The 25,705-nt window shown below is 37.2% G+C and carries 22 protein-coding genes and 1 tRNA gene; 17 read left to right on the top strand and 6 right to left on the bottom strand.

The genetic code is table 11. The features are described 5' to 3' along the window. Window position 1 precedes the first annotated feature (1 nt). Window positions 2-75: transfer RNA gene (locus V7147_RS09490), tRNA-Gly, on the top strand. A 70-nt stretch (window positions 76-145) separates the two neighbouring features. Here V7147_RS09490 and V7147_RS09485 read toward each other — a convergent pair. Beyond that, a complete protein-coding gene (locus tag V7147_RS09485; RefSeq protein ID WP_335367610.1) occupies window positions 146-811 on the bottom strand; it encodes a B3/B4 domain-containing protein in 666 nt (221 codons plus the stop codon). Window positions 812-912: 101 nt separating this feature from the next. Here V7147_RS09485 and queG point away from each other — a divergent pair, with 101 nt between their 5' ends. The 5 genes from queG (at window position 913) to yhbH (ending at window position 7,833) form a co-directional block, all read left to right on the top strand. Next, window positions 913-2,046, top strand: a complete 1,134-nt coding sequence (gene queG, locus V7147_RS09480) for a tRNA epoxyqueuosine(34) reductase QueG (RefSeq protein ID WP_335367609.1) — start codon at window positions 913-915, stop codon at window positions 2,044-2,046. A 201-nt stretch (window positions 2,047-2,247) separates the two neighbouring features. Further along, a complete protein-coding gene (locus V7147_RS09475; RefSeq protein WP_335367608.1) occupies window positions 2,248-3,132 on the top strand; it encodes an amidase domain-containing protein in 885 nt (294 codons plus the stop codon). A 40-nt stretch (window positions 3,133-3,172) separates the two neighbouring features. Beyond that, window positions 3,173-3,646 (top strand): tRNA (uridine(34)/cytosine(34)/5-carboxymethylaminomethyluridine(34)-2'-O)-methyltransferase TrmL, encoded by a 474-nt coding sequence (gene trmL / locus V7147_RS09470; RefSeq protein WP_335367607.1) that lies wholly within the window; start codon window positions 3,173-3,175, stop codon window positions 3,644-3,646. Window positions 3,647-4,354: 708 nt separating this feature from the next. Then, complete coding sequence (locus V7147_RS09465) at window positions 4,355-6,250, top strand: PrkA family serine protein kinase (protein WP_335367606.1); 1,896 nt, start codon at window positions 4,355-4,357, stop codon at window positions 6,248-6,250. Between the two features lie 401 nt (window positions 6,251-6,651). After that, entirely contained in the window at window positions 6,652-7,833 is a 1,182-nt protein-coding gene (yhbH, locus tag V7147_RS09460; RefSeq protein ID WP_335367605.1) for a sporulation protein YhbH, read from the top strand. An 87-nt stretch (window positions 7,834-7,920) separates the two neighbouring features. On the opposite strand, the gene V7147_RS09455 is transcribed toward yhbH, so the two are convergent. Continuing rightward, entirely contained in the window at window positions 7,921-11,877 is a 3,957-nt protein-coding gene (locus tag V7147_RS09455; RefSeq protein WP_335367604.1) for a bacterial Ig-like domain-containing protein, read from the bottom strand. Between the two features lie 418 nt (window positions 11,878-12,295). On the opposite strand from V7147_RS09455, the gene speD reads away from it, so the two are divergent. The 7 genes from speD (at window position 12,296) to V7147_RS09420 (ending at window position 19,138) form a co-directional block, all read left to right on the top strand. Next, a complete protein-coding gene (gene speD, locus V7147_RS09450) occupies window positions 12,296-13,105 on the top strand; it encodes an adenosylmethionine decarboxylase (protein ID WP_335367613.1) in 810 nt (269 codons plus the stop codon). Window positions 13,106-13,364: 259 nt separating this feature from the next. Next, window positions 13,365-13,502, top strand: coding sequence for an FbpB family small basic protein (locus V7147_RS09445; protein WP_335367603.1), 138 nt, complete (start codon window positions 13,365-13,367; stop codon window positions 13,500-13,502). A gap of 70 nt (window positions 13,503-13,572) precedes the next feature. Beyond that, on the top strand, window positions 13,573-14,280 hold the full coding sequence (locus tag V7147_RS09440) for a TerC family protein (RefSeq protein WP_335367602.1): 708 nt from the start codon (window positions 13,573-13,575) through the stop codon (window positions 14,278-14,280). Window positions 14,281-14,425: 145 nt separating this feature from the next. Further along, window positions 14,426-15,007, top strand: coding sequence for a TetR/AcrR family transcriptional regulator (locus tag V7147_RS09435; RefSeq protein WP_335367601.1), 582 nt, complete (start codon window positions 14,426-14,428; stop codon window positions 15,005-15,007). 80 nt (window positions 15,008-15,087) lie between these two features. Beyond that, window positions 15,088-16,020 (top strand): SDR family NAD(P)-dependent oxidoreductase, encoded by a 933-nt coding sequence (locus V7147_RS09430; protein ID WP_335367600.1) that lies wholly within the window; start codon window positions 15,088-15,090, stop codon window positions 16,018-16,020. Window positions 16,021-16,204: 184 nt separating this feature from the next. Beyond that, entirely contained in the window at window positions 16,205-18,529 is a 2,325-nt protein-coding gene (gene helD, locus V7147_RS09425; protein WP_335367599.1) for an RNA polymerase recycling motor HelD, read from the top strand. 51 nt (window positions 18,530-18,580) lie between these two features. Next, window positions 18,581-19,138, top strand: a complete 558-nt coding sequence (locus V7147_RS09420) for a DNA-3-methyladenine glycosylase I (RefSeq protein WP_335367598.1) — start codon at window positions 18,581-18,583, stop codon at window positions 19,136-19,138. A 37-nt stretch (window positions 19,139-19,175) separates the two neighbouring features. On the opposite strand, the gene V7147_RS09415 is transcribed toward V7147_RS09420, so the two are convergent. Further along, window positions 19,176-19,313, bottom strand: a complete 138-nt coding sequence (locus V7147_RS09415; protein WP_335367597.1) for a hypothetical protein — start codon at window positions 19,311-19,313, stop codon at window positions 19,176-19,178. A 117-nt stretch (window positions 19,314-19,430) separates the two neighbouring features. Between V7147_RS09415 and proC the strand changes: the two genes are divergently transcribed. From proC to V7147_RS09400, 3 genes are all read left to right on the top strand, one after another. Further along, window positions 19,431-20,240, top strand: coding sequence for a pyrroline-5-carboxylate reductase (gene proC / locus V7147_RS09410; RefSeq protein WP_335367596.1), 810 nt, complete (start codon window positions 19,431-19,433; stop codon window positions 20,238-20,240). Between the two features lie 568 nt (window positions 20,241-20,808). Continuing rightward, window positions 20,809-21,735 (top strand): VanW family protein, encoded by a 927-nt coding sequence (locus V7147_RS09405; protein ID WP_335367595.1) that lies wholly within the window; start codon window positions 20,809-20,811, stop codon window positions 21,733-21,735. Window positions 21,736-21,802: 67 nt separating this feature from the next. After that, entirely contained in the window at window positions 21,803-22,720 is a 918-nt protein-coding gene (locus V7147_RS09400; RefSeq protein WP_335367594.1) for a ketopantoate reductase family protein, read from the top strand. Window positions 22,721-22,867: 147 nt separating this feature from the next. Here the strand turns inward: V7147_RS09400 and V7147_RS09395 are convergent, their stop codons facing one another. Beyond that, a complete protein-coding gene (locus V7147_RS09395; protein WP_335367593.1) occupies window positions 22,868-23,308 on the bottom strand; it encodes an OsmC family protein in 441 nt (146 codons plus the stop codon). Between the two features lie 169 nt (window positions 23,309-23,477). Between V7147_RS09395 and V7147_RS09390 the strand changes: the two genes are divergently transcribed. Further along, on the top strand, window positions 23,478-24,407 hold the full coding sequence (locus tag V7147_RS09390; protein ID WP_335367592.1) for an alpha/beta hydrolase: 930 nt from the start codon (window positions 23,478-23,480) through the stop codon (window positions 24,405-24,407). A 90-nt stretch (window positions 24,408-24,497) separates the two neighbouring features. Here V7147_RS09390 and V7147_RS09385 read toward each other — a convergent pair whose 3' ends face one another. Further along, window positions 24,498-24,593, bottom strand: coding sequence for a YjcZ family sporulation protein (locus V7147_RS09385; protein ID WP_335367591.1), 96 nt, complete (start codon window positions 24,591-24,593; stop codon window positions 24,498-24,500). Window positions 24,594-24,771: 178 nt separating this feature from the next. Then, window positions 24,772-25,644, bottom strand: a complete 873-nt coding sequence (locus V7147_RS09380) for a sulfite exporter TauE/SafE family protein (protein ID WP_335367590.1) — start codon at window positions 25,642-25,644, stop codon at window positions 24,772-24,774. Window positions 25,645-25,705: the final 61 nt, after the last annotated feature.

The following is a 25,705-nucleotide window of genomic DNA, read 5'->3' as shown; positions in this document are numbered from 1 at the left end:
TGCGGGTGTAGTTTAATGGTAAAACCTCAGCCTTCCAAGCTGATGTCGTGAGTTCGATTCTCATCACCCGCTCCATACATATATAACGCAGTGTTTCGTTTCTTAGATAAACGAAGTGTTGCGTTTTTTCCTTTTTATATAGCTTTTACTTAACTATAAAAGAATGTGCTGATCCGCCGTGAACCTGTGTAAACATTGCACCTAATGACGTAATCAATTTCTCACAGCTCTCCATTTGTAGGGAAGGCTTTAGAAACACAATCTGAATCGCATTTTTAGTTTCAATGGTTACGGCAGTTCTCTGGGAATCCACGTATGGGCTTCCAAATGCGCCTGTATCATCACCGGATAAAATTTTATCCTTCATCGAAATGAGTCTCCCATTGATCCCTACGTACTCATCTTCCGGTTGACCAACCCGAATCTCAATGTCTCCGTTGATTATATCGGCATCATAAATCCCAATTGGAATCTCATATTGAATCGAAAAGAAATTATTAAGGTCAGCAGCAGAATGAATCGAATTCAAAAAGTTTTGCTTTTGAACCCGGCGATAGATGGCTTCCACGGATGGACGATAGCGATTTGGGTCAGTCCCAACCTTTTTAAAAATGTCTCTCCACTCAGCTATCCCTTTAACATCCGTTACAGGTTTGTCCTCTAAATCAAAAAAGAGTGACTCCTGAAAGGTTTGTAATCGACCACGAATCATTTGTGGAGAATCCCCAACTTCGATATGATCGTATTGGATAATTCCCACCTTGAAATCGGGGACAAGTTCCTTTAATTGTGGCGAAATTTGAATTTCCATCAATTATCCCTCCAAAAATTACTGTAAATAGTGTACCATAATTCCTAGTGATTCTATATTAGAACGGCTTTTAAATTTAAAGGAAGGAGATTTGATAGACCTTGGATATTTTACTGTTTCAACAAGAGATAATCGACTATAGTCGAACAATTGGAATTGACAAAATTGGTTTTGCGAGTGCATCTCCGTTTGAAGAGTTAAAATCTCGGCTCCTACGGCAACAGGAATTAGGTTACCAGTCAGGATTTGAACCAAAGGATATTGAAAAAAGAACAAATCCTGAATTGCTACTTCCTGGAGCAAAATCAATTATTGCGATTGCTTTGGCCTATCCCGCAAAGCTTAAGGATGCACCAAGAAGTACACGAAATGAACGCCGCGGAATGTTTGCACGAGCCTCTTGGGGAGAGGATTACCACCATATTTTGCGGGACAGGCTACAGAAGCTTGAGCAGTTTATTTTGGAAAAAATGCCTAATGCTAAGCTTCAATCAATGGTTGATACAGGTGAATTATCAGACCGTGCCGTAGCGGAAAGAGCGGGAATTGGCTGGAGCGGAAAAAACTGTGCGATTATAACCCCTGAGTTCGGTTCCTATGTGTATTTAGGAGAAATGATTACAAATATACCATTTGCACCTGATACACCGATTGAGGATCAATGTGGTTCATGCCGAGCGTGTCTTGATGCTTGTCCAACGGGTGCATTAGTACAGGGTGGACAAATTAATGCACAGAGATGTGTCAGCTTTTTAACGCAAACAAAGGATTTTTTACCAGACGAATTCCGGACGAAAATTGGAAACCGAATCTATGGCTGTGATTCCTGTCAGACAGCTTGTCCAAAAAATAGGGGTATCGACTTTCATTTTCATGAAGAAATGGAACCAAATCCAGAGGTTGTGAAACCCTTGTTAAAACCAATTTTATCGATTAGCAATCGTGAATTTAAAGAAACATTTGGTCCGTTATCTGGTTCTTGGAGAGGGAAGAAACCCATACAACGAAATGCGATTATCGCACTGGCCCATTTTAAAGACAGTAGTGCGATTCCTGAATTGAAGCAGGTATTAAAAGATGACCCAAGACCGGTTCTACGGGGAACTGCTGCATGGGCTCTTGGAAAAATTGGCGACGAAAGTGCAGTTGAGATTTTGAAAGAAGCAAGTTTAAAAGAAAATGACGAGCAAGTCCTTGAAGAGATTGAAAAAGGATTGAACTTGTTAGGTAACTAAAAAGGATGCGACGCTGCATCCTTTTTTTATATCAGGCGTTTTTTAGCTAAAACGCAATTCGTTCTTGCTATAACGCAATTCTCAAAAATAAAGCGCAATCCACCCCGCAAAGCCGCAATCCTGTGTTGAAAAATTTTTTCTACTTAAAATCCATTTTCTTTCATATGGTGTAATATCACAGCTTAAAGGTGGCGGTGGACAATGAAGTCGACTTTAGCTAAGGTGATTGAGGCAAAAGCCCAATTACTGGTTGGAAATAAACGAGGTGCCTCTACGGTAAAATTGCCAGATAAAGACCTTGAGTACATTCAGCGAAAAAAAGAACTGATGACCAAACGTTCAGCAGAAATCATCAAATGCAATACAAATGGACAAATCATCGGCAAAAATGAAGTGGATGGAAAAATTCATCTTAACTACCTTGTTCATTATCAATACTTAATTCGTCAAAATAAAAATTTGTATATTGAAGAGCATTGTGAAGAAAGAGAGGCCATTTTTACATTAAATAAATTAATAAGCGATAAAGAAGTCCAAAAGGTAATAGATACCCATAATGAAACCTTGGATCGGGAAGTGGCGGAAGAAGATATCAGGGAGTTCAAATATAACCGTCTTGCCGCGGTCCAATACGCAGAGCGTTGGTGGAATGACTACAATCCAAAATATAAAAAGTTCACTGACAATTGTACGAACTTTATTTCGCAATGCCTTCATGCAGGTGGCGCACCGATGTATGGGCAACCGAATCGGAGTAAAGGCTGGTGGAATCAATATAATAACTGGAGCTACAGCTGGACTGTAGCTAATTCATTAAGGTGGTATTTAACTGGATCACAAAGAGGTCTTCAAGCTAAAGAAGTATCATCCCCAAAGGAACTCATATTGGGAGACCTCATTTGCTATGATTTTGAGGGAGACGGGCGCTTTAATCACAACACGATTGTAGTGGCAAAGGATATTGAAGGCTATCCACTCGTTAATGCCCAGACACAAAACAGCCGGATGAGGTATTGGTCTTACTATGACTCAACCGCTTATACACCGAACATCAAGTATAAGTTTTTTCATATCATTAATAACTAAACTTCTCGATTTGGTATAATAACGATTGAGGTGAAAGAAAGTGGGATTACACGTCGTATTATACCACCCTGAAATCCCTGCAAATACAGGGAATATCGCACGGACATGTGCAGCAACAGATACAACCTTACATTTAATTCGGCCACTTGGATTTTCAACAGAGGACAAAATGCTTAAGCGAGCTGGGTTAGATTATTGGGAGTTTGTAAAGATCCATTATTACGATTCTTTAGAAGAGCTTTTTTCAACATATAGGGATGGAGAGTTTTATTTAGTCACGAAGTTCGGGAAAAAAACACATTCATCCTTTGACTATAGTGACTTAAAAAAAGACTATTTCTTTATTTTTGGAAGAGAAACGACAGGCTTACCTAAAGATCTTATCGAAAACAACATGGACCGGGCCTTACGTCTTCCAATGACTGAAAAAGTTCGCTCCCTAAACTTATCAAATACTGCGGCAATTCTCATATATGAAGCGTTAAGACAACAAAATTACCCAGGACTAAATTAAATTAAAAATGACCTCTACCAGTTTGGGTAAAGGTCATTTTTTTGTTGTCTAGCGCAAGTAGCCTAGCCTCGCGATCGCGATGTCATAAGCAAATCCTTCAAGAAGGATAAAGAGCATCCTTCTCGCCGGCTTTTCTTATGCTTGTCGGACTTGCACTCAGAAGTGCTGACGTCTACGTTTGCCACAGGAAGTGGCAGTAGTTAGTAGACGTTCGACTATAAGGCACTTGCGCTTTTAGTTTTTACTTTTTGTTTACGCTTGGCTTGTCTTCGTAGCCAGAAGTAAAGATAGCTGTTAAAAATGTAATAGTAACACCTAAAATTAGGATTAATTTCATGTGCTTTTCCTCCTTATGTATGAAGCTCAACAAATGGAACCCTCAAATATGCTTCCTAAAAAATACATCTACGTGTATTATAACCCAATTTCAATTTTGTGTGAATGCCATCTATGGACAAATTGTAAACATTTTCTCACCGATCGAAATTAGGCACATATACTAAAATGAACTCCTTTAACATTTATATACCCTTATTGCTTCGAAAATATTTTATAAGTTGCCCACTCGTGAAAACTAAGGGAATTAATCTTAGAATTCAGCTTCGGACATGTTGAATTTTGTAAGATTAAAGCATGTTAAAGGACATCCTCGCATACATTTATATAAACCGTGCAAGAGACATCAAAGATGGAGGAGGCCCTCAATTAATGGATATCTTAAAAAAGATAGAACAGTTTCGAGAAGAGGAACAACGTTTGAAGTGGGAAGGAACCTTCGCTGAATATTTGGAAATCCTTAAGGAAAAACCGTGGGTTGCTCAGTCTGCTCATTCAAGAGTATATAATATGATCAAGGACGCAGGTGTTGAAGAAGAGGATGGCAAGCGAACGTATAAATTCTTCGATCACCAATTATTTGGCCTCGAGGAAGCACTTGAGCGCTTAGTAGAAGAATATTTTCATCCAGCAGCTAAGCGACTTGATGTCCGAAAAAGAATTTTATTATTAATGGGTCCTGTTAGTGGTGGGAAATCAACACTCGTTTCCATGTTAAAAAGGGGATTAGAAACGTACTCACATACGGAACGTGGCGCAGTTTTTGCTATTAAAGGCTGTCCGATGCATGAAGATCCACTGCATCTTATTCCGCATCATTTAAGAGAAGACTTTTTTGATGAGTATGGGGTTCGGATTGAAGGGAATTTGTCACCGCTGAATATGATGAGATTACAGGAAGAATATGGTGGCAGAATTGAGGATGTAAGGGTTGAGAGAGTATTCTTCTCTGAGGATAAGCGTGTTGGAATTGGAACATTCAGCCCATCTGATCCAAAATCACAGGACATTGCTGATTTAACAGGAAGTATTGATTTTTCAACGATTGCTGAATTTGGCTCAGAATCAGACCCACGTGCCTATCGTTTCGATGGAGAATTAAACAAGGCAAACCGTGGAATGATGGAATTCCAGGAGATGTTAAAGTGTGATGAAAAATTCCTCTGGCACTTGCTATCCTTAACTCAAGAGGGGAATTTTAAAGCAGGAAGATTTGCTTTAATAAGTGCAGATGAACTTATCGTCGCTCACACAAACGAAACAGAGTATCGTTCCTTTATTTCCAATAAGAAAAATGAAGCGTTACATTCACGTATCATCGTTATGCCTGTTCCATATAATCTTCGAGTTTCCGAGGAAGAACGTATTTATGCAAAGATGATAAAAGAAAGTGATGTGCGAGATGTTCATATTGCACCACACACCTTTAGAGTAGCGGCAATGTTTACAATTTTAACTAGATTAAAAGCGCCTAAAAAAGGCGATGTCGATATTATTAAAAAGATGAGATTGTATGATGGGGAAAGTGTGGAAGGCTTTAACGCAGTTGATGTGGAGGAGCTTCGAAGGGAATATCAGGATGAGGGTATGAGTGGAATTGACCCACGTTATGTAATCAATCGGATTTCCTCAACCATCATTCGAAAGGAAAATCCATCGATTAATGCTTTGGACGTATTACGTTCCTTAAAGGATGGCTTGGAGCATCATCCATCCATTTCGAATGAGGACCGTGAGCGCTATTTGAATTTCATCTCGATTGCTAGACGTGAGTATGATGATATTGCGAAAAAAGAAGTTCAAAAAGCATTTGTTTATTCATACGAAGAGTCTGCGAAGACATTAATGGATAACTATCTGGATAATGTTGAAGCATACTGTAATAAAAATAAACTTCGAGATCCATTAACCGGTGAAGAGATGAATCCAGATGAAAAGCTAATGCGTTCGATTGAGGAGCAAATTGGCATCTCCGAAAATGCGAAGAAGGCATTTAGAGAGGAAATCCTGATTCGAATCTCGGCATATGCACGAAAAGGAAGAAGATTTGATTACAATTCACACGAGCGTCTGCGTGAAGCGATTCAGAAGAAATTATTTGCTGACCTTAAAGACGTCGTGAAAATCACAACTTCCACAAAAACACCGGATGAACAGCAGCTGAAGAAGGTCAACGAGGTTGTCGCGAGATTGATTGATGAACACGGTTATAATTCAACATCAGCTAATGAACTGCTTCGTTATGTAGGAAGCTTGTTGAATAGATGATAATAAACATATGCGCCTTAGCGTATTTGTGCCAGATTTCTTAAAAATTAAAGGGATTAGACCAGATGATTGGTCTAATCCCTTATTTTTCAAATGGGATCTTATTAAAGGTGAACACCAATCTTCGCCGAAACCCAAGTGGAACTTGTCTATTTTTAAGGTTTACTGCCTAATTTACGAATTTTTTTGTCAATAAAACGATAATCTTGCATAGTATAGAGTAATCTATTATTGCTTCATTTTTGATTCTTAGTAGGGGGAAGTTGGTCTCTTTTTATTTCCAAACTACAGTTTTTTTCGTTTAACGAAATTCTTTCAGAAACCGTCAAGATAATGTATGAAGGTCAGGGTAAAAATGTGAATGGTTCGCCAAAAAAATAATAATTAGGAGGGGAAAGATTATGTCGAAAAGTAATTCAAAGAATTTTGTCATTTCCCAAGAAGATTGGTCCCTCCATCGCAAAGGCCATGATGATCAAACAAGACACCAGGAAAAGGTTCAGGATGCAATAAAGAATAATTTGCCTGATTTGATAACGGAAGAAAGTATCATTATGTCAAACGGGAAAGATGTCGTTAAGATTCCAATTCGTTCCTTAGATGAATATAAAATTCGGTATAACTATGACAAAAATAAACATGTTGGCCAAGGGGATGGAGATAGCCAGGTTGGGGACGTTATTGCAAGAGATGGCTCAGGACAAAGCGGGGGGAAAGCAGGTCCTGGCAAAGGGCAAGGTGCAGGGGATCAAGCCGGTGAAGATTATTATGAGGCTGAAGTTTCAATGATGGAGCTTGAGGAAGCACTCTTTAAGGAACTAGAGCTACCAAATCTGAAACGGAAAGAGCAGGATCAAAACATTGTTGAAAATATTGAATTTAATGATATCCGTCGTACTGGACTAATGGGGAATATCGATAAGAAACGGACGATGATGTCAGCATACAAACGAAATGCAATGGCAGGAAAGCCGAGTTTCCATCCGATCTATCGGGAGGATTTGAAATTTAAAACGTGGAATGAGATTGTAAAACCAGATTCAAAGGCCGTTGTCCTTGCGATGATGGATACGAGTGGATCGATGGGGATATGGGAGAAGTATATGGCAAGAAGCTTCTTCTTCTGGATGACCCGATTTCTTCGCACAAAATATGAAACCGTCGAAATTGAATTTATTGCTCACCATACAGAAGCAAAGGTTGTATCTGAAGAAGACTTCTTCTCGAAAGGAGAAAGTGGAGGTACAATTTGTTCATCTGTCTATCGCAAAGCACTAGAAATTATCAATGATAAATACCCAGCTGCACGCTATAATATTTACCCATTCCATTTCTCGGATGGTGATAATTTAACATCAGATAATGCAAGATGTGTGAAATTAGTAACTGAGTTAATGAAGGTTTCAAATATTTTTGGGTACGGGGAAGTCAATCAATACAACCGCCATAGCACCCTCATGTCTGCCTATAAGAATATTGAGGATGAGCGATTTAAGTACTATATTTTAAAACAAAAAGCAGATGTTTTCCATGCGATGAAGAGCTTCTTTAAAAAGGATGAAGAAAATATGATGTACGCATAAAAAAAGAGAGGGGCTCCCCTCTCTTTTCCTGTGGAATAGGAAAACTTCGTAAAATTGTTCATTCTATGGGAAGTATAAAGTAATGTTTTACCTAATTCCTTGTTTTTTACAATATCCTGGTGTCGGGTTATTTCCAGGTTTTTGCCCTTCTCCTGTTTTTGGACTCATACCGGGCTTAGGTCCTTTTCCAGGTTTTTCACAAACTTCAATTTGTTCCTCGTAATGTGCGATAAATTCGCTAAACGTGTTCCAAATACCATTCCAATTAATTAATCCATCTTTGTTCCGTTCAAAGTTTTGAATAGTAGATAAGGTTTGAATTACTTCATCCGGAAGAATAACACCAGACATATTTACGGATTGAGTTCCATTAAACATAAAATTCTTATCCGAATCTGGATGCTGATAATTGTCTTTTTTCTTTGTCCCATCAGTAAAAAATGAAATAAACCCATCAATTGTAAAATCAGGTATAATGTGTCCGTATGTTGTGAATGCCATATTTCCGCCGGTGTTATTAAATGCATAGTTGTTTTCTGCAATCACACCTGGATTACTATTACTAGTAAAACCTGCCGCTCCATTACCGTAAGCAACACTATTTTTGATAATGTGAGGGACATGGACACCTTCCCCACCAAGCTTGAATCCATTTTTATCACCTGCACCAACTGTTCCATCTGTTAGAAAACCGTTGTTATAAGCAATACTATCCTCAATAGTGACGGCTCCAATTACGCCAGTACCGACCTTTGTATAGAGGTCCCAACCATCATCAATATTATTATGTGCGATTGTACCTCTAAAGATGTTTCCTTCGCCAACAGTGAGTTTAGCAGCGAAACCGTCCGCGTTGTTATCGGATGGATCACGGTTATCGAATGACTCACTATTTAAGATTAGGTTATAAGATGGCCACTCAGCTATACTATTAGAATCATCTGTTCGACTAATTTGTAAGCCGGTGTCACCGTTCGCATATGTTTTAATATTTTCGATAATATTATAGTGTCCACCAACTGTATAACCTTTCGTATTACCGGCAGATTGTGTAAAGTCTAAGCCTTTTATATGCCAGTAGTTACCGCTATGAACAACTCCTTCTGTTTTTTTATCAAAATCGATAACAGGTCTTGATATAGCGGCAGGATCCGCCCATAAATATTTCATACCATCTTTAGTTCCATTATTGTATTTCTTAATTTCAAGTATTCCATTTCTTACATAATGACCTTCCATTACATAGATGTGCTGACCTGGTTGTACAAACTCAATGGCTGTGTCTAAGTCTAGAGGATTATCGTTTGAGCCGTCCCCAGTACTTGAACCGTTAGGAGAAACATAGATATTACCATTTTCAGCAAATGTCTTCATTTCCACTGTGAAGTTTTGAATGATTCTATCATAGTTAGTTAAATTTTGAGTTTCTTCCGGTATAAATACAAAGCTAAAGTTTGTATTTGCATTTTTGGCAATCGTTGTTGGGATCTCAAGTTTCTGTTCAGCCTTCATTGGTACATCGTAACCAATTACTTCATTGCCTTCTTTAATCGTTACCGAACCATTTACATTGGATTGAATAATGAGTCGATAATTGGTATCAGAAGTCTTGTCCAATGATAAAATGTCAAATTGTGGTGTGACCTCTTTAACAGGTGCTTCACCTTTAGGAGCATCCGTTGCTGCAGCTGTTACTTTGAAGTCGATATTGCTAATTTCAATTGTAGCAACACGAGCAGTATAGAAACCTACATAGGCCTTGCCATTTTGAACGTTTAGAATATCTGGTGCATAAATATTCTTCTCCATTACATTTTCACCGTCATTTAGTATTCCAGTAAAGCCACTATTTGTTTTCTTAAGTGTGAGACGGTAGTTGTTAGTATTAGAGGCAGTAGGTTTTTCCTTCTTTAACATTTCTTTTTGAATACCTTGGCTTCCCGTACCATCGGTAGATGTAACACCTGTTCTTACAAAAAGTTGTGTTCCGTTATCTTCTCGTGTACCACCTGAGTATCCTCCAATTGCTGCTATATTACTAGAAAAGATTCCTTTTTGATCACCACTTTCAAAAATAGCGTCTCTTGCCATAATTCCGAATGATTCTTGACCATCATGAGGATTTTTAGCATATTCAACTACCTTAATATCAGCTGTAAGTTCAAAGTTATCTTCATTAGCATCAATTTCAGTATAGTAGAAAGAGATACCGTCATGGTCACCGGTAATTTTCCCGGCACCATCTATCGCGGCTAGACGAACGTCACCATTTTCTAAGTACTCAATCGTGTTTCTTTCCTCCGATGAGGATTGTCCAAAGCGAATAAAGTCATATTTATATTCTGTTTTTTCCCTAACGGTGACCTTATAAGTAATCGGGTCAAGTCCGTCTACTTTAGGAGATATAGTTATGGAATATGTGCCTGCTTTATCACTATTGAACGTACTAGAGTCAATAACATAATCATCTGTAAATAATGCTTCTTGGTCACCATTATCATAAATCTTTGAAACTACTAATCCATCAGATGCAAACTTTTCGCCGATTGAAAATGTTGTTTGTGGAAACTGGGTTATTTTTAATTCACTAGCTTCTTTTTCTTTTACGTTGAAAGTGATTTTTTCACTTGCATCTTTATGTAGGATCACAACAATTTTGTTTCCGGGTAACGTGGACTCAAAGCCGGAAACAGTGTATTCGTTATCCATTAATCTAACTTGTGATCCATCTTTATAGATGGAATATACGACCATTCCTTTAAGATCTAGTTTATCCCCGATAAAATATTGTGTTTTTACCGGTTGTTTCTTTACCTCGAGACCTACAAGTTCAGTCTCTTGCACAGTTACATTAAAGTTTGCTGTAACTTCTGGAAAATTTTTCGGAACGATTGTGATAATCTTAGTACCTGGTGCATTAAATTCGAATGAATCATCAATAGTAACTTCATCAATCTTAAAATCAAATTGGTCCCCAGTAAGTTTGTAGGTTTCGCCATTATTATATGAACCGAAAGCTTCTAATCCAGCTGATTCAAATTTATCACCAGGGTAATAAACCGTTTTTGCAGGGAAGTATTTTATTGATAATTCATGCAGTGTTAGAGCTTTAATTTGTAGATTAATAGTTGAAGTAACTCCACCATAACTGATTATTATTGTATTTGATCCAACTGTGCTACTATCAAATCCGGTAACAATATATTCATTTTCTTGTAAGGTAGATTCTTCACCATTATCGTATATCGATCTAACGACTAACCCATCTAGGTTTAATTCTTCATCTGTTAGATATTCAGTTTTCATATTTTCGCTATTAATTTCTAAACTTTGTGCCTTTTTGAGCTTATTTAAATGAATGTCGGTATAGGTAACACTTACATTCCTTGAGGCAAAGAGTCCAACAAAATTGATGTCACTGGTAAAGTCAGTAAAAATTTTGGTTTCATCACCGACTGTTAATTGATATATATTGCCTTCCTTTCTAAGTTTAAGTGTGTATTCCTCACCAGCTAGTGGTTTGTTAGTGGTAAAATCTAATTCATCTGGATATGTTAATGATCCCGACACATCTTTAAAAAATCCTCGGATATCTTGTCGGATTCCACCAACTGCAAGATAATCCCCAGTATTTTTATCGGTTGAAGTTAGAAGATTGCTCCTCAACATTATTCCAAATCCCACTTGATTATTTGCATCAATAGATTCTATTTTTACTTTTGCTGTCAATTCATAGTTATCAGTAGGGTCAACTTGTTGGTAATAATAAGCAATACCTTCCGTATCATTTGCAATTTTCCCACGATTATTTTTGACACTGATATTGACAGAGCCATCTTCATTTTCCCTGATTAAAAAGTTTTCAGCAGTAATTTTGTCATTACCACCAACATCACCACCGACGGCACCTTGCCATTTAGAGGATTGAGGGATTTGAATCATCTCGGTGGATTCATCTTCAACTGCAAATACAGTTAAACCCATATTCGGCAACAATAACAGAAAACACATTAACACTACATTAAATCGTTTTAACCTATTCAACATTAGACCTCCTATTTCGCAATAATTGTAAACGTTTACAAAGGAAGTTTACCATAGCATAGATACTCATTAATGTGTATAAGTTACTTAAATGATGTGAGTATTGTGATTTTAATAGAATCTTATCAAATGATTATATGTGTTATGAAAAACAATCGACAAAAAATCATTATTAATAGAAACTTAATTCTTTATTCATAGTTTGTTCATATTTAATGGGTAATATAAAGACATGGAAAAGATAAGCTTTTTCATACCCCCCTTTTAAATGATCATAAAATCATTTTCAGTGTCCGGCCTTTGTGCCGGATATTTTTTTGCTCAAAATTAAAATCCATATAAAATGAATAGAATCCCGCGATTCAACCAACATAAAAATATGGAAAAATATAAAAAAGGGGGATATTACGTGAAACACATGGAGATGACTCCAAAACAGATAACGGAATTGCATGGTTTCAATAACCTAACAAAATCATTAAGCTTTAATATGTACGATATCTGTTATACAAGGTCTCAGGAGGAGCGGGATGCATATATCGAATATATTGATGATGTGTACAACGCGGATCGATTAACCGAAATTTTAAGTAATGTGGCGGATATCATCGGTGCAAATATATTGAATGTCGCAAAACAGGACTATGTACCACAGGGTGCTAGTGTTACGATCTTAGTATCAGAAGGACCTGTAGAAGAGCCACATGCTGAAGATTTTGAAGAGTCCCCGGGACCTATCCCAGGATCTGTAGTGGCCCAAATGGATAAAAGCCATATTACCGTTCATACATATCCAGAATCCCATCCGGATGAAGGAATTAGCACATTTCGGGCAGATATTGATGTGTCAACCTGTGGGGAAATATCTCCTTTAAAAGCATTAAATTATATGATTCAGTCATTCGAGACTGATGTGATGACCATTGATTATCGTGTGCGTGGATTCACGAGAGATGTAACGGGACATAAACTGTTTATTGATCATGAAATTAATTCTATCCAAAATTACATACCTGATGAGATTCAGGAAATGTATCAAATGATTGATGTGAATGTATATCAGGAGAACATTTTCCACACAAAATGTAAGCTAAAGGAATTTGACCTTGAGCATTATTTATTTTTCGGTAGTACAAAAGAAAAACTTAAACCAGAAGAGGAATTAATAATTGCTGAAAAGTTAATTACAGAAATGGATGAAATATTTTACGGGAAAAATATTATCTAAAAAAGTGTTGACAATAGAATAAACCCCATGTAAAATTAATTTTAATAATAAATATTTCAAATATTTTCTCCTAAAGGGGAGTAGCTTTTACAGCAAAGTCGTCATTTCAGAGTGTAACCACTCTCGGCTTTGTTGGCAACTTAAACGTTGTTAGCAAGACCTTTACCGAGCTTACGGTAAAGGTCTTTATTTATGACCTTTACCACCAAGGTAAAGGTCATTTTTGTTTTTTTGCAAAGATCGAGAGGTGAGCAGAGGTATGCTAAAGAGAAAGATAGGATCAACGTCATTTGAAGACTTAATTAAAAAGAATAAAGAAGAGCTTTTACAAGACAAAGTAGAGCTTGAAAAGATCGAAAAACGTTTAGATGATAAGCATTTGACAACAATAAAGTAGTTTATTCTAGTGAAATTCATTTTTGTTTTTCCTAAATTTATAGAATAAAAGATTAGAAGGGAGATCCTTGATGGAAATTTTAAGTGTAGAGTTTTTTACAGCACTCTTAATTATTATTGGGATTGATTTAGTTTTGGCAGGGGATAACGCCATAGTTATTGGTTTGGCAGCAAGAAATTTACCAAAGGAACAACAAAAGAAAGCAATTATCTGGGGAACAGTAGGAGCAATTGCCATAAGAATTATAGCTACTTTAGCTGTAGTTTGGTTACTTGCAGTTCCAGGATTGCGATTAGTAGGTGGAATCCTCCTTATATGGATTGCTTATAATTTGTTAACAGATGACAAAGGTCATGAAATTAAAGCAGTTGGCAGCTTCTGGGCAGCCATTCGGACAATTATCATTGCAGACGCATTAATGGGTCTTGATAATGTATTAGCCGTTGCCGGTGCTGCACAAGGTAACTTCTTATTAGTTGTACTAGGTCTAATTATTTCAGTTCCAATTATGGTTTGGGGGAGTACATTATTTATTAAATTAATTGATCGTTTCCCAATCATTATTACGATTGGTGCCGCAATTTTAGCTTGGACTGCATCAAAGATGATTGTTGGAGAACCGTTCCTAAACTCAGTATTTAGTAATGGCTTTGTGAAGTATGGCTTTGAGATACTCGTAGTCGCTGCAGTTGTCGCAATTGGATATATGAAATCGAAAAAAGCAGCAAATGACGCTGAAGAGCAGCAAGATCAACAAGTATTAAGTAAAGCTGAATAGTAAATTAATGAAGGCGGACTCGTGCAGGGGTCCGCTTTTATATTGTATAAATATTTTTCATAAGTGTGCATGGAATTGATTGACATCTGGTTTAATCTGGAATATATTAATTATTGAACAGTGGTTAATAAAGGGGTAATAACAGATGTCACCAAGAAAACAGGTTCAAGAAGAATTGTCACGTGAAAAAATAATGGATGTTGCCCATGAACTATTTGTTCAAAAAGGCTATCAGCATGTATCCATGCGGCAGATTGCAAAGGAATTAAACTATAGCCATGGTGCAATCTATTATCATTTTAAAAATAAAGCAGATTTATTTTATGCAATGGTTGTTCAGGATTTTGAAATGCTTAACGGTGTTTTAAATCAAATTATCGCTCAGGATCTGCAGCCAGAAGAGAAAGTGAAGATGATTTTATTAGGCTATATTGAATTTGGGCTTACACATAAAAGCCAATATGAGTTAATGTTTTTAATCAATGATGATGAAGTAAAAAGCTGTATTCAACAGGAACCACTTGAAAGCTATGGTATGTTTGCTAATACAATTTCTAATCTAACTAATCAAAAAGCAAGTATTCAGGATATCTGGTCAATTTTCTTATCAATCCATGGTTTTGTAACACATTACTGCAGAAGCAACCAAACCTATGACGATGTAAAAAATTTGGCTCAATCGCATGTTAATTATATCCTAAAGCCACTAATATACGGGGAAGTTTAAAAACTTTCCCATAGTGTTGAAATTATTTTTTTACTTAATATTGACCATTGGTTAATAAAAATAAAAAGGAGGGGATTTTAATGAAAAAAGCTTTAGTATTAGGTGCTTCAGGTGGAATGGGTTATGCAATTGTTGAAGAGTTAGTGGAAAGAGGCATTGAGGTAATTGCTTTTGCAAGAACGAAGGAGAAATTAGGAAAACTTTTTACCAACAGAGAATTGGTGCAAATCGTAGCAGGGGATGTCTTTAACAAGACAGATCTACTAAATGCAGCAAGAGGTGTTGATGTAATTTTTCATTCAGTCAATATCCCATATAGTGAATGGTATGAAAATCAGCCAACATTAATGAGAAATATAGTGCAAGCAGCTGAATCGGCCAACTGTAAGCTTGCATTTGTGGATAATATTTATGCTTATGGTCGGGGAAATGGAAGTAAAGTAAATGAAGAGTATTCAAAGAATCCTCACACGAAAAAGGGGAAAATTCGTGTAGAGCTTGGGAATATAGCTTTTCAAGCAAATATCCCAGTTCTAATTGCACATTTTCCTGATTTTTATGGACCAAATGCAGATAATGCGATGCTGACCTATACATTTGATAAGATGGTTCAAAACAAAAAGGCTATGTTTGTAGGGAATCAACATAATGCCAGGGAATATATTTATACACCAGATGGGGCGAAGGCGATTGTCGAACTTGCTTTGAATAATAAGGCGTACGGACAAAGCTGGAATATTCCAGCAGCTGGAGTAATTTCAGGTGAAAAAATCATAAATATAGCAAGCAGTCATTTAAATTATCAAAAACCTGTTTCAACAGTAACAAAGGGTATGATTCGATTCTTAGGCATTTTTGATAAGCAAATGAGAGAGGTTGTAGAAATGCTATATTTAACGGAGGATCCAGTGGTGTTAGATGGATCAAAATATGAGCATGAAATCGGTCTTTTGCCAGCAACACCTTATGAAGAAGGAATTAAAAGAACTTTAGATTTTTATGGTGAAAAATAACTAAAATACATTGAAAAAGACAGAACAACATGGTATGATGTCATTGTTCTGTCTTTTTTTTAGACTTTGTAAATAAATGCGTTCAATATACCCTATTATAATTATATAACAATATATTACGCATGTCAACAAATATCATTTAAAGCTTAAAGACAGAAGTTCACGTAAACGAGGAGTGGTGTTCATGGAGAAGCAAAATGCAGACTGGGTTCTGGAACAAGACAGACTTGAAGATGTGTTGAAGGTCATCGAAAGTAAGAAAGCAGCCATCGAATCGAAGGTGGGAAACGCAAAAAGTGAACTTGTCGACCTTCGAAAAACGTTTTGGGAAGATGTCACTGTCAATCTCGATGAACCTGATGATGTCATTGAAACATTTCAAAGTATCAAACAGCAGTCCGAATTATTAGGTGAACGTGAAAGAAATCATCGGCAAATTCATAAACAGATAAAAATTCTTGAAAGGCTAAAGGAATCACCATATTTTGGTCGTTTTGATTTTGTTGAAAATGAAGAGACAAGTGAAGAAAAGATTTACATTGGAATCGCATCGTTATTAGATAAAAACGAGGACAATTTTTTAATTTTTGATTGGAGAGCACCAATCTCAAGTATGTACTATGATTACTATCCGGGTCAGGCGAAGTATGAAACTCATTATGAAACGATCGAAGGGGAAATGACATTAAAACGCCAATTCATCATAAAAAATGGCAAGTTAAAAAACATGTTTGATACAGGGGTTACGATCGGGGACGAAATGCTACAAGAGGTACTTGGTAATAATGCCAACACACAAATGAAGAGCATTGTTGCAACTATTCAACTTGAGCAGAATAAAATCATTCGAAATGAAAAAAGTCGTTATTTAATTGTGCAGGGTGTAGCTGGTTCGGGTAAGACGTCTGCTGCCTTACAGCGTGTTGCTTATTTACTATATCGTTATCGTGAACAGCTTAGCTCAAATAATATTATGCTATTTTCACCGAATCCCCTTTTTAATAGTTATGTTGCTACCGTTCTTCCAGAGCTCGGGGAAGATAATATGCAACAATCGACCTTTCAGGAATATGTCGAGCATCGATTAGGTGGTCTTTTTGAGGTAGAGGATCCGTTTTCACAAATGGAGTATTTATTAACTGAGATGGATCAAGCTGATTATGATGTAAGGCTTCAGGCGATTCACTACAAAGCGGACCTAGGTTTCAAGGAACTCATTAATTCTTATGTAAAAGAACTTGGAAAACAAGGTCTTCCTTTTAAAAACATTCAATTTAAGAAGAAAAAAATAATTTCGAAGGAATCGATCGGGGAGTATTTCTACTCATTGGATCCGACTATTTCGATTCCAAATCGACTTACGAAAGTAACAGAGTGGTTGATGAAAGAAGTTATCAAATTTGAGCGAAAAGAACGTAAAAAAGATTGGGTTCTACAGGAAGCCGAGCTGATGGATAAGGAAGACCATCTTGAAATCTTTAAACAATTACAGAAAAAGCAGGAGTTCTCTGAGGATACCTTTAATGATTATGAACGTGAGGAAAAACTAATTGTTAAGGAAATTGTTAGGAAGCATTTTAAACCAATAAAAGCTGCTATTAAAAGGCTCGAATATCTGGATATTAAAGGAAGCTATAAACAATTATTTTCACATACGAAAGACCAAAAGGTAACGGAAAATTGGAGTCAAATCTGTTTATTTACAATTAAAAATTTGGAACAAAATCACTTGAAATATGAGGACGCCACTCCATTTCTTTATTTACAAGATTTAATCGAAGGAAAAAAATCAAATACAAGTATTCGGCATTTGTTCATCGATGAAGCTCAGGATTATTCACCATTCCAATTTGAATATTTGAAGCAATTATTTCCAACTTGTCGTATGACCATACTAGGGGACTACAATCAAGCAATCTATGCACATTCCATGAATGCACCAACATTATTATCACCTGAGATTCATGAGGAAGATAAAACGGAAGTCATTCAATTGAAGAAAAGCTATCGTTCAACAAAGGAGATTGTTGAGTTTTCGAAAGGAATTGTGGCTGGTGGTAATGAAATTCAAGCCTTTAACCGTTCTGGAGCACTTCCTCTATTCAAAGAAGTGGAGACAAAAGAAGTACTTCACGAAGAAATTCTAACAAAAATAAAGGCTCTTCAAGAAAAGGGACATGAAACAATTGCAGTGATTTGCAAAACCGAAGCAGAGAGCAAGGAAGCTTTCGGTGCGTTGAAAAATGAAATACCTGTTCGTCTAATGAATCAGGAGACCTATCATTTTGATAAAGGGATACTTGTTTTGCCAACATATTTAGCAAAAGGAATCGAGTTTGATGCTGTTATTATTTATAACGCCTCTAATAAAGTGTATGGAGGAGAGTATGAAAGAAAGCTTTTTTATACAGCTTGTACACGTGCCATGCATGAATTGCAGCTTTTTTCGATTGGGCAAAGAAGCTTTTTCTTTAATGGAATTGATAAGGATAAATATCTTGAAATGTAAGAACCGAGTCAGCATATGCTGACTCAATTTTCATAATAAGGTGGGAGAGTTTTGAATAGATGTGGCTGGGTGAATGAGGATCCGTTATATATCAATTACCATGATGATGAATGGGGTGTCCCCGTATACGATGATCGCCTCCTCTTTGAATATTTAAATTTAGAAGGGGCGCAGGCTGGGCTTAGCTGGTACACCATATTAAAAAAGAGAGAAAATTACCGCAAGGCCTTTGACAACTTCGATCCGGCAAAAATTATCGGATATGATGAAAAGAAAATTGAGGAACTTCTTACGAATGAAGGCATCGTCCGTAACCGGCTAAAAATAAATGCTGTTGTTACAAATGCAAAGGTGTTTTTTAATGTGGTAGAGGAATTTGGAAGCTTTCATACATATATATGGTCCTTTGTAGATGGAAAACCAATCAAAAATCATTTTCGTACATTAGACGAAGTACCGGCGACTACAGAAATTAGTGACCGGTTAAGCAAAGATTTAAAGAAGCGCGGGTTTAAATTTGTGGGCTCAACGATATGCTACGCATTTATGCAAGCAACAGGGATGGTCAATGACCATATAATGAGCTGTAATTGTTATAATCGTACATGAAACAAGGGGCATCCATCAGCGGAAAGCCCCTCCCTTATTAGCTGACCGGATCGTCATCATTTTCCTCTTCATATAAAGACCCCAGTTCTTGCTCACCATGATTTATTGTATTTGTAAGGTCATGCCAGCCTGTATACCCAAACACGGTGTCAAGAAGTCTTTCAAAACGACGCATTGTATTCACCTCTTTTTTGGATTAGTTTGTCCGTACCTTAAAATAATATGTATGGACTGTTAAGGTTTCGCTTTTTAAAAGTAACTTCTTTATAATAAAAGGTTGAGGAGGTTCAATATGGACAGAAATATTGGTTTTATTGGGTCTGGAAAAATGGCTCAAGCGATGATTCGCGGGATGATTGATTCCAATGTCGTAACTGCACAGCAAGTGATCGCGAGTGCAAAAACAGAGGAAACTCTTCAATTCGTGGAAAAAACTTATGGAATTAGAACAACACAGCAAAATAAAGAGGTTGCAGAAAATGCGGATTTTTTGTTTTTAGCTGTTCAACCTGATTTTTATGCAGAAGTAATCAACGAGGTTAAAGAGGTTGTGAAAGATCAAACCATTATTATTACAATCGCAGCTGGGATTACTCTTGATTTTATCGAACAACAATTTAAAAGACCTTTGAAGGCAGTACGCTCAATGCCAAACACGCCTTCATTAGTCGGCGAAGGCATGAGCGCACTTTGCGTTAACTCTTATGTGACTTCTGAAGATTTATCTGAAATTGTCCAACTGTTTGAAGGATTTGGAAAGGTAGAGCTCCTCGATGAACAACTTATGGATGCTATTCCTGCAGTAAGTGGTTCGTCCCCGGCATATGCCTATTTATTTATTGAGGCATTAGCCGATGGTGCTGTAATGCAAGGGATTCCTAGAAAACAGGCGTACAAGCTTGCCGCACAAGCTCTATTAGGTGCAGCAAAAATGGTCTTAGAAACCGAAAAACACCCGGGCGAACTAAAAGATGATGTCTGCACCCCGGGGGGCTCAACCATCCAAGCAGTTGCTACCCTTGAAAAACAAGGCTTCCGAGCGAGCGTTATCGCAGCTATGGAAAGCTGTACTGAAAAATCAAAACAACTTTCTCAAAAATAATGGATTATCCAGAAAAAATCTGCAATCTAATTCCTCGATTGTAGATTTTTTTGTTGATTTGTTCTTTATAAAGAATATATAATAAAATTATGACAAATATTTTACAAAAGTTAGTAACAAATACAAGCTATCCAACGTCTAATGATGTGAAAAAGGTTATCTACTTCTCTTGTAAAACTTCTACGTTCACTACATATACTGCTTCTATTCTCCAATCATCTTAGTCTATTTCCCATGTATGAGAAGGCAATTAAAGAACTTACAGCAAATAGGAATATATTCGTTTTTCGTTAATAAAATTCCTATGTAAGTTACTTTGTTAACCAATTGTAACATATGCAACAGAAATCCCTGACTTCTGTTACATATGTTATAGCCTCTGGCGGATGCCACGATTTTTCAAAGGAAGTTTTTCGAGCAAAGGATCAAAGACTAAAAAGGCCACGTCCTGTGGCAACCTCTTTGTGACCCACCTCGTGTGGGCCTAAAAAAATCGGGCGCAAATACGCCGTGGCGAATTTGATTAATTGTAACAATGTCCACAAATTAAACTATGGGAGAGAGTAATTTGAAGAAAACAACATTGCCATTATTATTAGGTGTTTTATTGATGAGTGGGTGCACGCTTATCGAGAAGAAAGAACCTGTGAGTGTGGAACTTCATAATGTTGCACCTGTTGAAACGATTGAAACAAAGGAAGCCATCGATACACGTGAAGTTTCCATCATCGATCCTCGTGATAATAGTGTCGTCGAAGTTCTGAACAGGGATGAGTTCCAAACTGAAGAAGAATTAAAAGCGAAAGCAGCGCAAATAGCAAGTGATTTAGCTGCCTCGATTGATCGCCCTATGAAACCAGCAAAACTTAGTGCTAATGGGGATTTGCAGGCTGGGGAAAGCCAAATGATTTTAAAAGAAGATGAGCTAGTTACTAGAATACTAGATGATTTCGTTTTTAATAAAGAAGTCGTACTTCCGATTGAGGAAACTAATCCAAATGTTACACAGGATCAGGTTCAAGGCATTAATGATGTTGTCCTTGGAAGCTTTACAACCTATTTCAATCCATCTGCAACTGGAAGAAACTTCAATATTGGAAAGTCGGCAAGTGAGGTAAACGATGTAGTGTTAGGACCTGGCGATCGTTTTTCTTTTAACAATGTGGTTGGAAATGCATCAAAGGAAAATGGATATGCGCTATCAACAGTTATTGTAAACAAGGAATTTGTCCCAGGCTATGGGGGAGGAATATGCCAAACCTCAACTACTCTTTATAACGCAGTTGAAAAAGCAGGTCTTGAAATCATTCAACTACACCACCATTCAAAGCCTGTTGGCTATGTTCCACTAGGGCATGATGCAACAGTTGCTTATCCATATTTGGACTTTAAGTTTGCGAATAATCGTCCATATCCAGTTGTTTTGAAAACAACTGTAAACGCTAGTTCAATAACAGTGGAAATTCGTTCCGCAGCAAATTATGTATCAAACTAAGGTCAGCGCTGCTGACCTTTTTTTGGTATACTATTAATAGTTTCGTAGTGAAAGGGGTTGCAAGACTTTGAGAATCCTAGTTGTAGGTGCAGGTGCAATTGGCGGTTATTTTGGAGGGCGACTACTCGAAAAGGGGGAAGACGTAACCTTCTTAGTTCGCGAAAAAAGGCAAAAGCAAATACAGGAATATGGACTTCAAATAGAAAGTATCCATGGAGATGTGACATTCAGACCGAAGACAATCAAGTCGGGAGAAGAAGCTGGTCCATTCGATGTGATTATTCTTTCGACAAAACAATATCACCTTGAAGGTGCCTTACATAGTATTGAACCATATGTAGAAGAGGACACAATGCTTCTCCCACTATTAAATGGATACAGTCATGTGGATGTTCTAAAGTCCAAGTTTAATCCTGAAAATGTTATTGGTGGATTATGTTTTATTGAGTCTACCTTGAATGCTGAAGGGAAAATCATTCAGACAAGCCCTAATCACCGAGCTTTGTTTGGAGAGTTTTCTGGGGAAAGAACTGAACGAATTACAAAATTAGCGGATGTTATGTCTGGAACAAAAACAAATATTCAATTAAGCGATAATATCATTCGTGAAATATGGCATAAATATATGTTCATCACAGGATTTTCAGGTATTACGACGTTAATGAGATCACCGATTGGTCCAATTCGTGAAGAACAGAATGGTCCAAAGCTCATTTTAAACCTATTTAAAGAAATCGGTTCAGTAATGCGCTCGATTGGTGCACCAATCGATGAGGATATTGAGGAAAAGCATTTAAAAACAACGAATCAAATGACTGCTGCAATGAAATCTTCAATGCAGCGTGATATGGAAAAAGGTTTGGATATTGAGGCTGATCAATTACAAGGCTATTTATATAAAATTGCCCAGGAAAAAGGCATCGAAACGCCATTGCTAAAGGTTATTTATTCAAACTTAAAGGTTTACCAGGCGCAAAGAGGTTAATTTGAGAGGAAGGCAGTGTTTGAGGGCACTGCCTTTTCACCATTCAATACGATCAAAACAAAAGTACTACCACTAATTCAAAAATACTACCACTATCTGAGAAATACTCCCACTAACCAAAAGATACTGCCACTAGTACAATTTACATTATCCAACCACATTCACAACAGGTTCAACCGTAACCTCGACATTGCCTTTCAGCGTTTGCGAGATGAAGCATGCTTTTTCTGCACGATGAGCAAGTTGAACCAATCTTTCTTGGAGTTCAACGTCTGCTTGTTTTACAAAAATAACTGGTTTATGAACAATTTTTTCAAAGACTAAGCGCTTTCCGTCTTTGCCAACTGTTCCTTCCGTTACCACTTCTAGATGAGTGTATTCGAGATCACGATTTGACAGGATTGCAGAAAGGGTCAGCATATAGCAATTTGTAGCGGCGGCAATTAATAACTCCTCAGGGTTTGCCCCAATTCCAGGTCCGTCCAGTTGTTTTGGAGCAGAGACGGCTGTTTGAAGACCATCTGTGGTAATCGTACCCTCCCCATTTCTATTTCCAGTCCATGTACCCTTCACTATAAAAGAGCTCATTTTGTTAATTCCCCTCATCTATTTTTCTAACATACTACCTTTATTATATGCACAAAAAATGGAAACACGAAAGGGATATACCTGAAAAACAAATAGCTTGGTTTCAACTTAATCCATATCTATAATCTCATTTTTTGAATATAATAGACGAAAAAGGGGGGCTATGGTGATGACTTGTTCAGATTTTACGTTTGTGACTGATGATGGTGTTACTATATTTTGTCAAAAGTGGGAGGATGAAACTCAAGCCACACCAAAGGGAATCGTCCAAATTGCCCATGGGATGGCAGAGCATATTGAACGCTATGACTTATTTGCGAAAGCTTTGATAAAGGAAGGTTTTATCGTCTATGGAAATGACCATCGTGGCCACGGGAAAACAGGCACGAACTCAAAACTAATGGGATTTTTTGCAGAGGAAAATGGGTTTGAACAAGTGGTTAAAGATATGCTTCAATTAACAGACATAATTAATAAAGATCATCCAAACATACCGTTTTTTCTATTCGGACATAGCATGGGATCCTTTTTATCACGGAGATACATACAAACACATGGTGATCAATTAGCTGGTGTCATTTTATCTGGAACAGGAGGCGACCCGGGTTTCATTGGAAAAGTTGGAATTGGAATTGCCAAGTTTGAAATGAAACGAAATGGAAAGAAAACCAAAAGTCCGCTTATGAACAAGCTTACGTTCGGTAGCTACAATAAAGGATTCAGTCCAAATCGCACTGAATTTGATTGGCTTTCAAGGGATGACAAGGAAGTAGACAAGTATATCCATGACCCTCTTTGTGGTGGAGTTTTCACGGCAGGGTTCTTCTATGACCTCGTTGGTGGAGTAGCAAAAGTAAATCTTCATAGCTCTAATGAAAATATTCCTAAAGGCTTACCAATGTATTTCATGGCTGGGGATAAAGATCCGGTCGGGAACTATTCAAAAGGCGTTCTCCAAGCTGCAGATATGTATAAAAAAACAGGAATCAAGGATGTAACGGTCCAACTGTATGAAAATAGCCGGCATGAAATTCTAAATGAACTTAACAAAGAGGAAGTGTTCAAAGATATTATAAATTGGCTAAATATGTACTTATAGAAAAAAAGGGTTTCAAAGGCCGGTACCTTTGAAACGCCTTTAAAGGAGATATTATGGGGAGACGCGGTGGATACGCTCAAAACCCATTGACTAGTAACCCATGAAAGATGTTCCTACAATGATTAGTAGGATAAATAGAACCACGATTAATGCGAAATTCATACCATGTCCATGTCCGCCACTCATACCTTACACCTCCTTCATATGAAAGTTACTTTATGTTATGAAATAATATAGAATCGGTAATGGACAAACATGGAGAAATCAAAAAAGAGGTTCCAACCTAGTTTTAAGAGGGCGCTTTTAGCCAAGTAATAAGCAGCAATAAAAAAACATCCTCTTGTATGAAGGGGATGTTTTACTGTTACCCAACCTCTTTTTCCTTGAAACGAACTTTAAGAGTTTGAAATAAGAAATGGATAAGCATATATAAGCAGTAGGTAAATAGTATAAGCAAACCGAAAAAGTCTAAATGAAAAAGCTTAAATGCGAGACTCACACCGGTTGCGATATATAGACCGGCTAAAAACAAGCGAACCTGTTTATCTTCAAAGATATTCGTAACCCTTGCGCCAAGTTGACCACCAATAAGTGCACCCACAATCAGGCTTCCAATTACTCCATAATCAAGAGTGGCGGTTGATGCATAGGTTGTAAAGCCTGCAACAACAATCATGAATACACTAAGCAGGCTTGTACCAACTGCATATTTTGGTTGGAAAGCAAGCACGCCCATTAATAATGGAACAATGATAAAGCCACCGCCAACACCTAAAACTGTAGAAATAAAGCCGGCGAATAACCCGATAAACACAATTTTTACATAAGCATATTTGGTTTTACTTATTGATTGATCCTTACTAGGAGATTTACTTACAAGTATTGATATTGAAAAATATAACGTGAGTGCTAAATACATCAATGGAATGACAGTATTTTCTAAGTTGTATTGTCCAAGGAAAATAACAAATGGGTGAGCAAACTGAGTGGCTATTACCCCACTTATTCCGATAATAATGGAAGTCTCCCATTTAATATTTTTTAGACGAAAATGTGCTACCACTCCAGAAAGTGATGTAGCAACTGTATACAATAAGCTTGTAGCGATAGCGATAACTGGAGAAAATCCCATAAGGATTAGCGTTGGTGTAAGAATAAAGCCACCGCCAATACCGAAAAAACCGGACATTACTCCAATACAAAGACCTAATATGATGTAAATAAGTAAGTCCTGCAAGGGCAAACTCCTTTCCTTATTCACTTCTACTTCTAATCAAATACGCCTTTGCGTATTTGCG

This window comes from Bacillus sp. JJ1521, from assembly GCF_036965165.1.
Classification (GTDB): Bacteria; Bacillota; Bacilli; order Bacillales; family Bacillaceae_L; genus Ferdinandcohnia.
Note: the sequence above shows the minus strand (reverse complement) of the source record. Positions and strands in the feature narration are given on the sequence as shown.

What these genes read in the sequence shown, in the direction of transcription:
- speD (WP_335367613.1), top strand. Translation starts at nt 12,296, where the DNA reads ATGGAGATGACTCCAAAACAGATAACGGAATTGCATGGTTTCAATAAC.
- helD (WP_335367599.1), top strand. Translation starts at nt 16,205, where the DNA reads ATGGAGAAGCAAAATGCAGACTGGGTTCTGGAACAAGACAGACTTGAA.
- V7147_RS09385 (WP_335367591.1), bottom strand. Translation starts at nt 24,593, where the DNA reads ATGAGTGGCGGACATGGACATGGTATGAATTTCGCATTAATCGTGGTT.
- V7147_RS09415 (WP_335367597.1), bottom strand. Translation starts at nt 19,313, where the DNA reads ATGCGTCGTTTTGAAAGACTTCTTGACACCGTGTTTGGGTATACAGGC.
- yhbH (WP_335367605.1), top strand. Translation starts at nt 6,652, where the DNA reads ATGTCGAAAAGTAATTCAAAGAATTTTGTCATTTCCCAAGAAGATTGG.
- V7147_RS09485 (WP_335367610.1), bottom strand. Translation starts at nt 811, where the DNA reads ATGGAAATTCAAATTTCGCCACAATTAAAGGAACTTGTCCCCGATTTC.
- V7147_RS09440 (WP_335367602.1), top strand. Translation starts at nt 13,573, where the DNA reads ATGGAAATTTTAAGTGTAGAGTTTTTTACAGCACTCTTAATTATTATT.
- V7147_RS09430 (WP_335367600.1), top strand. Translation starts at nt 15,088, where the DNA reads ATGAAAAAAGCTTTAGTATTAGGTGCTTCAGGTGGAATGGGTTATGCA.
- V7147_RS09390 (WP_335367592.1), top strand. Translation starts at nt 23,478, where the DNA reads ATGACTTGTTCAGATTTTACGTTTGTGACTGATGATGGTGTTACTATA.
- V7147_RS09465 (WP_335367606.1), top strand. Translation starts at nt 4,355, where the DNA reads ATGGATATCTTAAAAAAGATAGAACAGTTTCGAGAAGAGGAACAACGT.
- V7147_RS09435 (WP_335367601.1), top strand. Translation starts at nt 14,426, where the DNA reads ATGTCACCAAGAAAACAGGTTCAAGAAGAATTGTCACGTGAAAAAATA.
- proC (WP_335367596.1), top strand. Translation starts at nt 19,431, where the DNA reads ATGGACAGAAATATTGGTTTTATTGGGTCTGGAAAAATGGCTCAAGCG.
- V7147_RS09445 (WP_335367603.1), top strand. Translation starts at nt 13,365, where the DNA reads ATGCTAAAGAGAAAGATAGGATCAACGTCATTTGAAGACTTAATTAAA.
- V7147_RS09395 (WP_335367593.1), bottom strand. Translation starts at nt 23,308, where the DNA reads ATGAGCTCTTTTATAGTGAAGGGTACATGGACTGGAAATAGAAATGGG.
- V7147_RS09475 (WP_335367608.1), top strand. Translation starts at nt 2,248, where the DNA reads ATGAAGTCGACTTTAGCTAAGGTGATTGAGGCAAAAGCCCAATTACTG.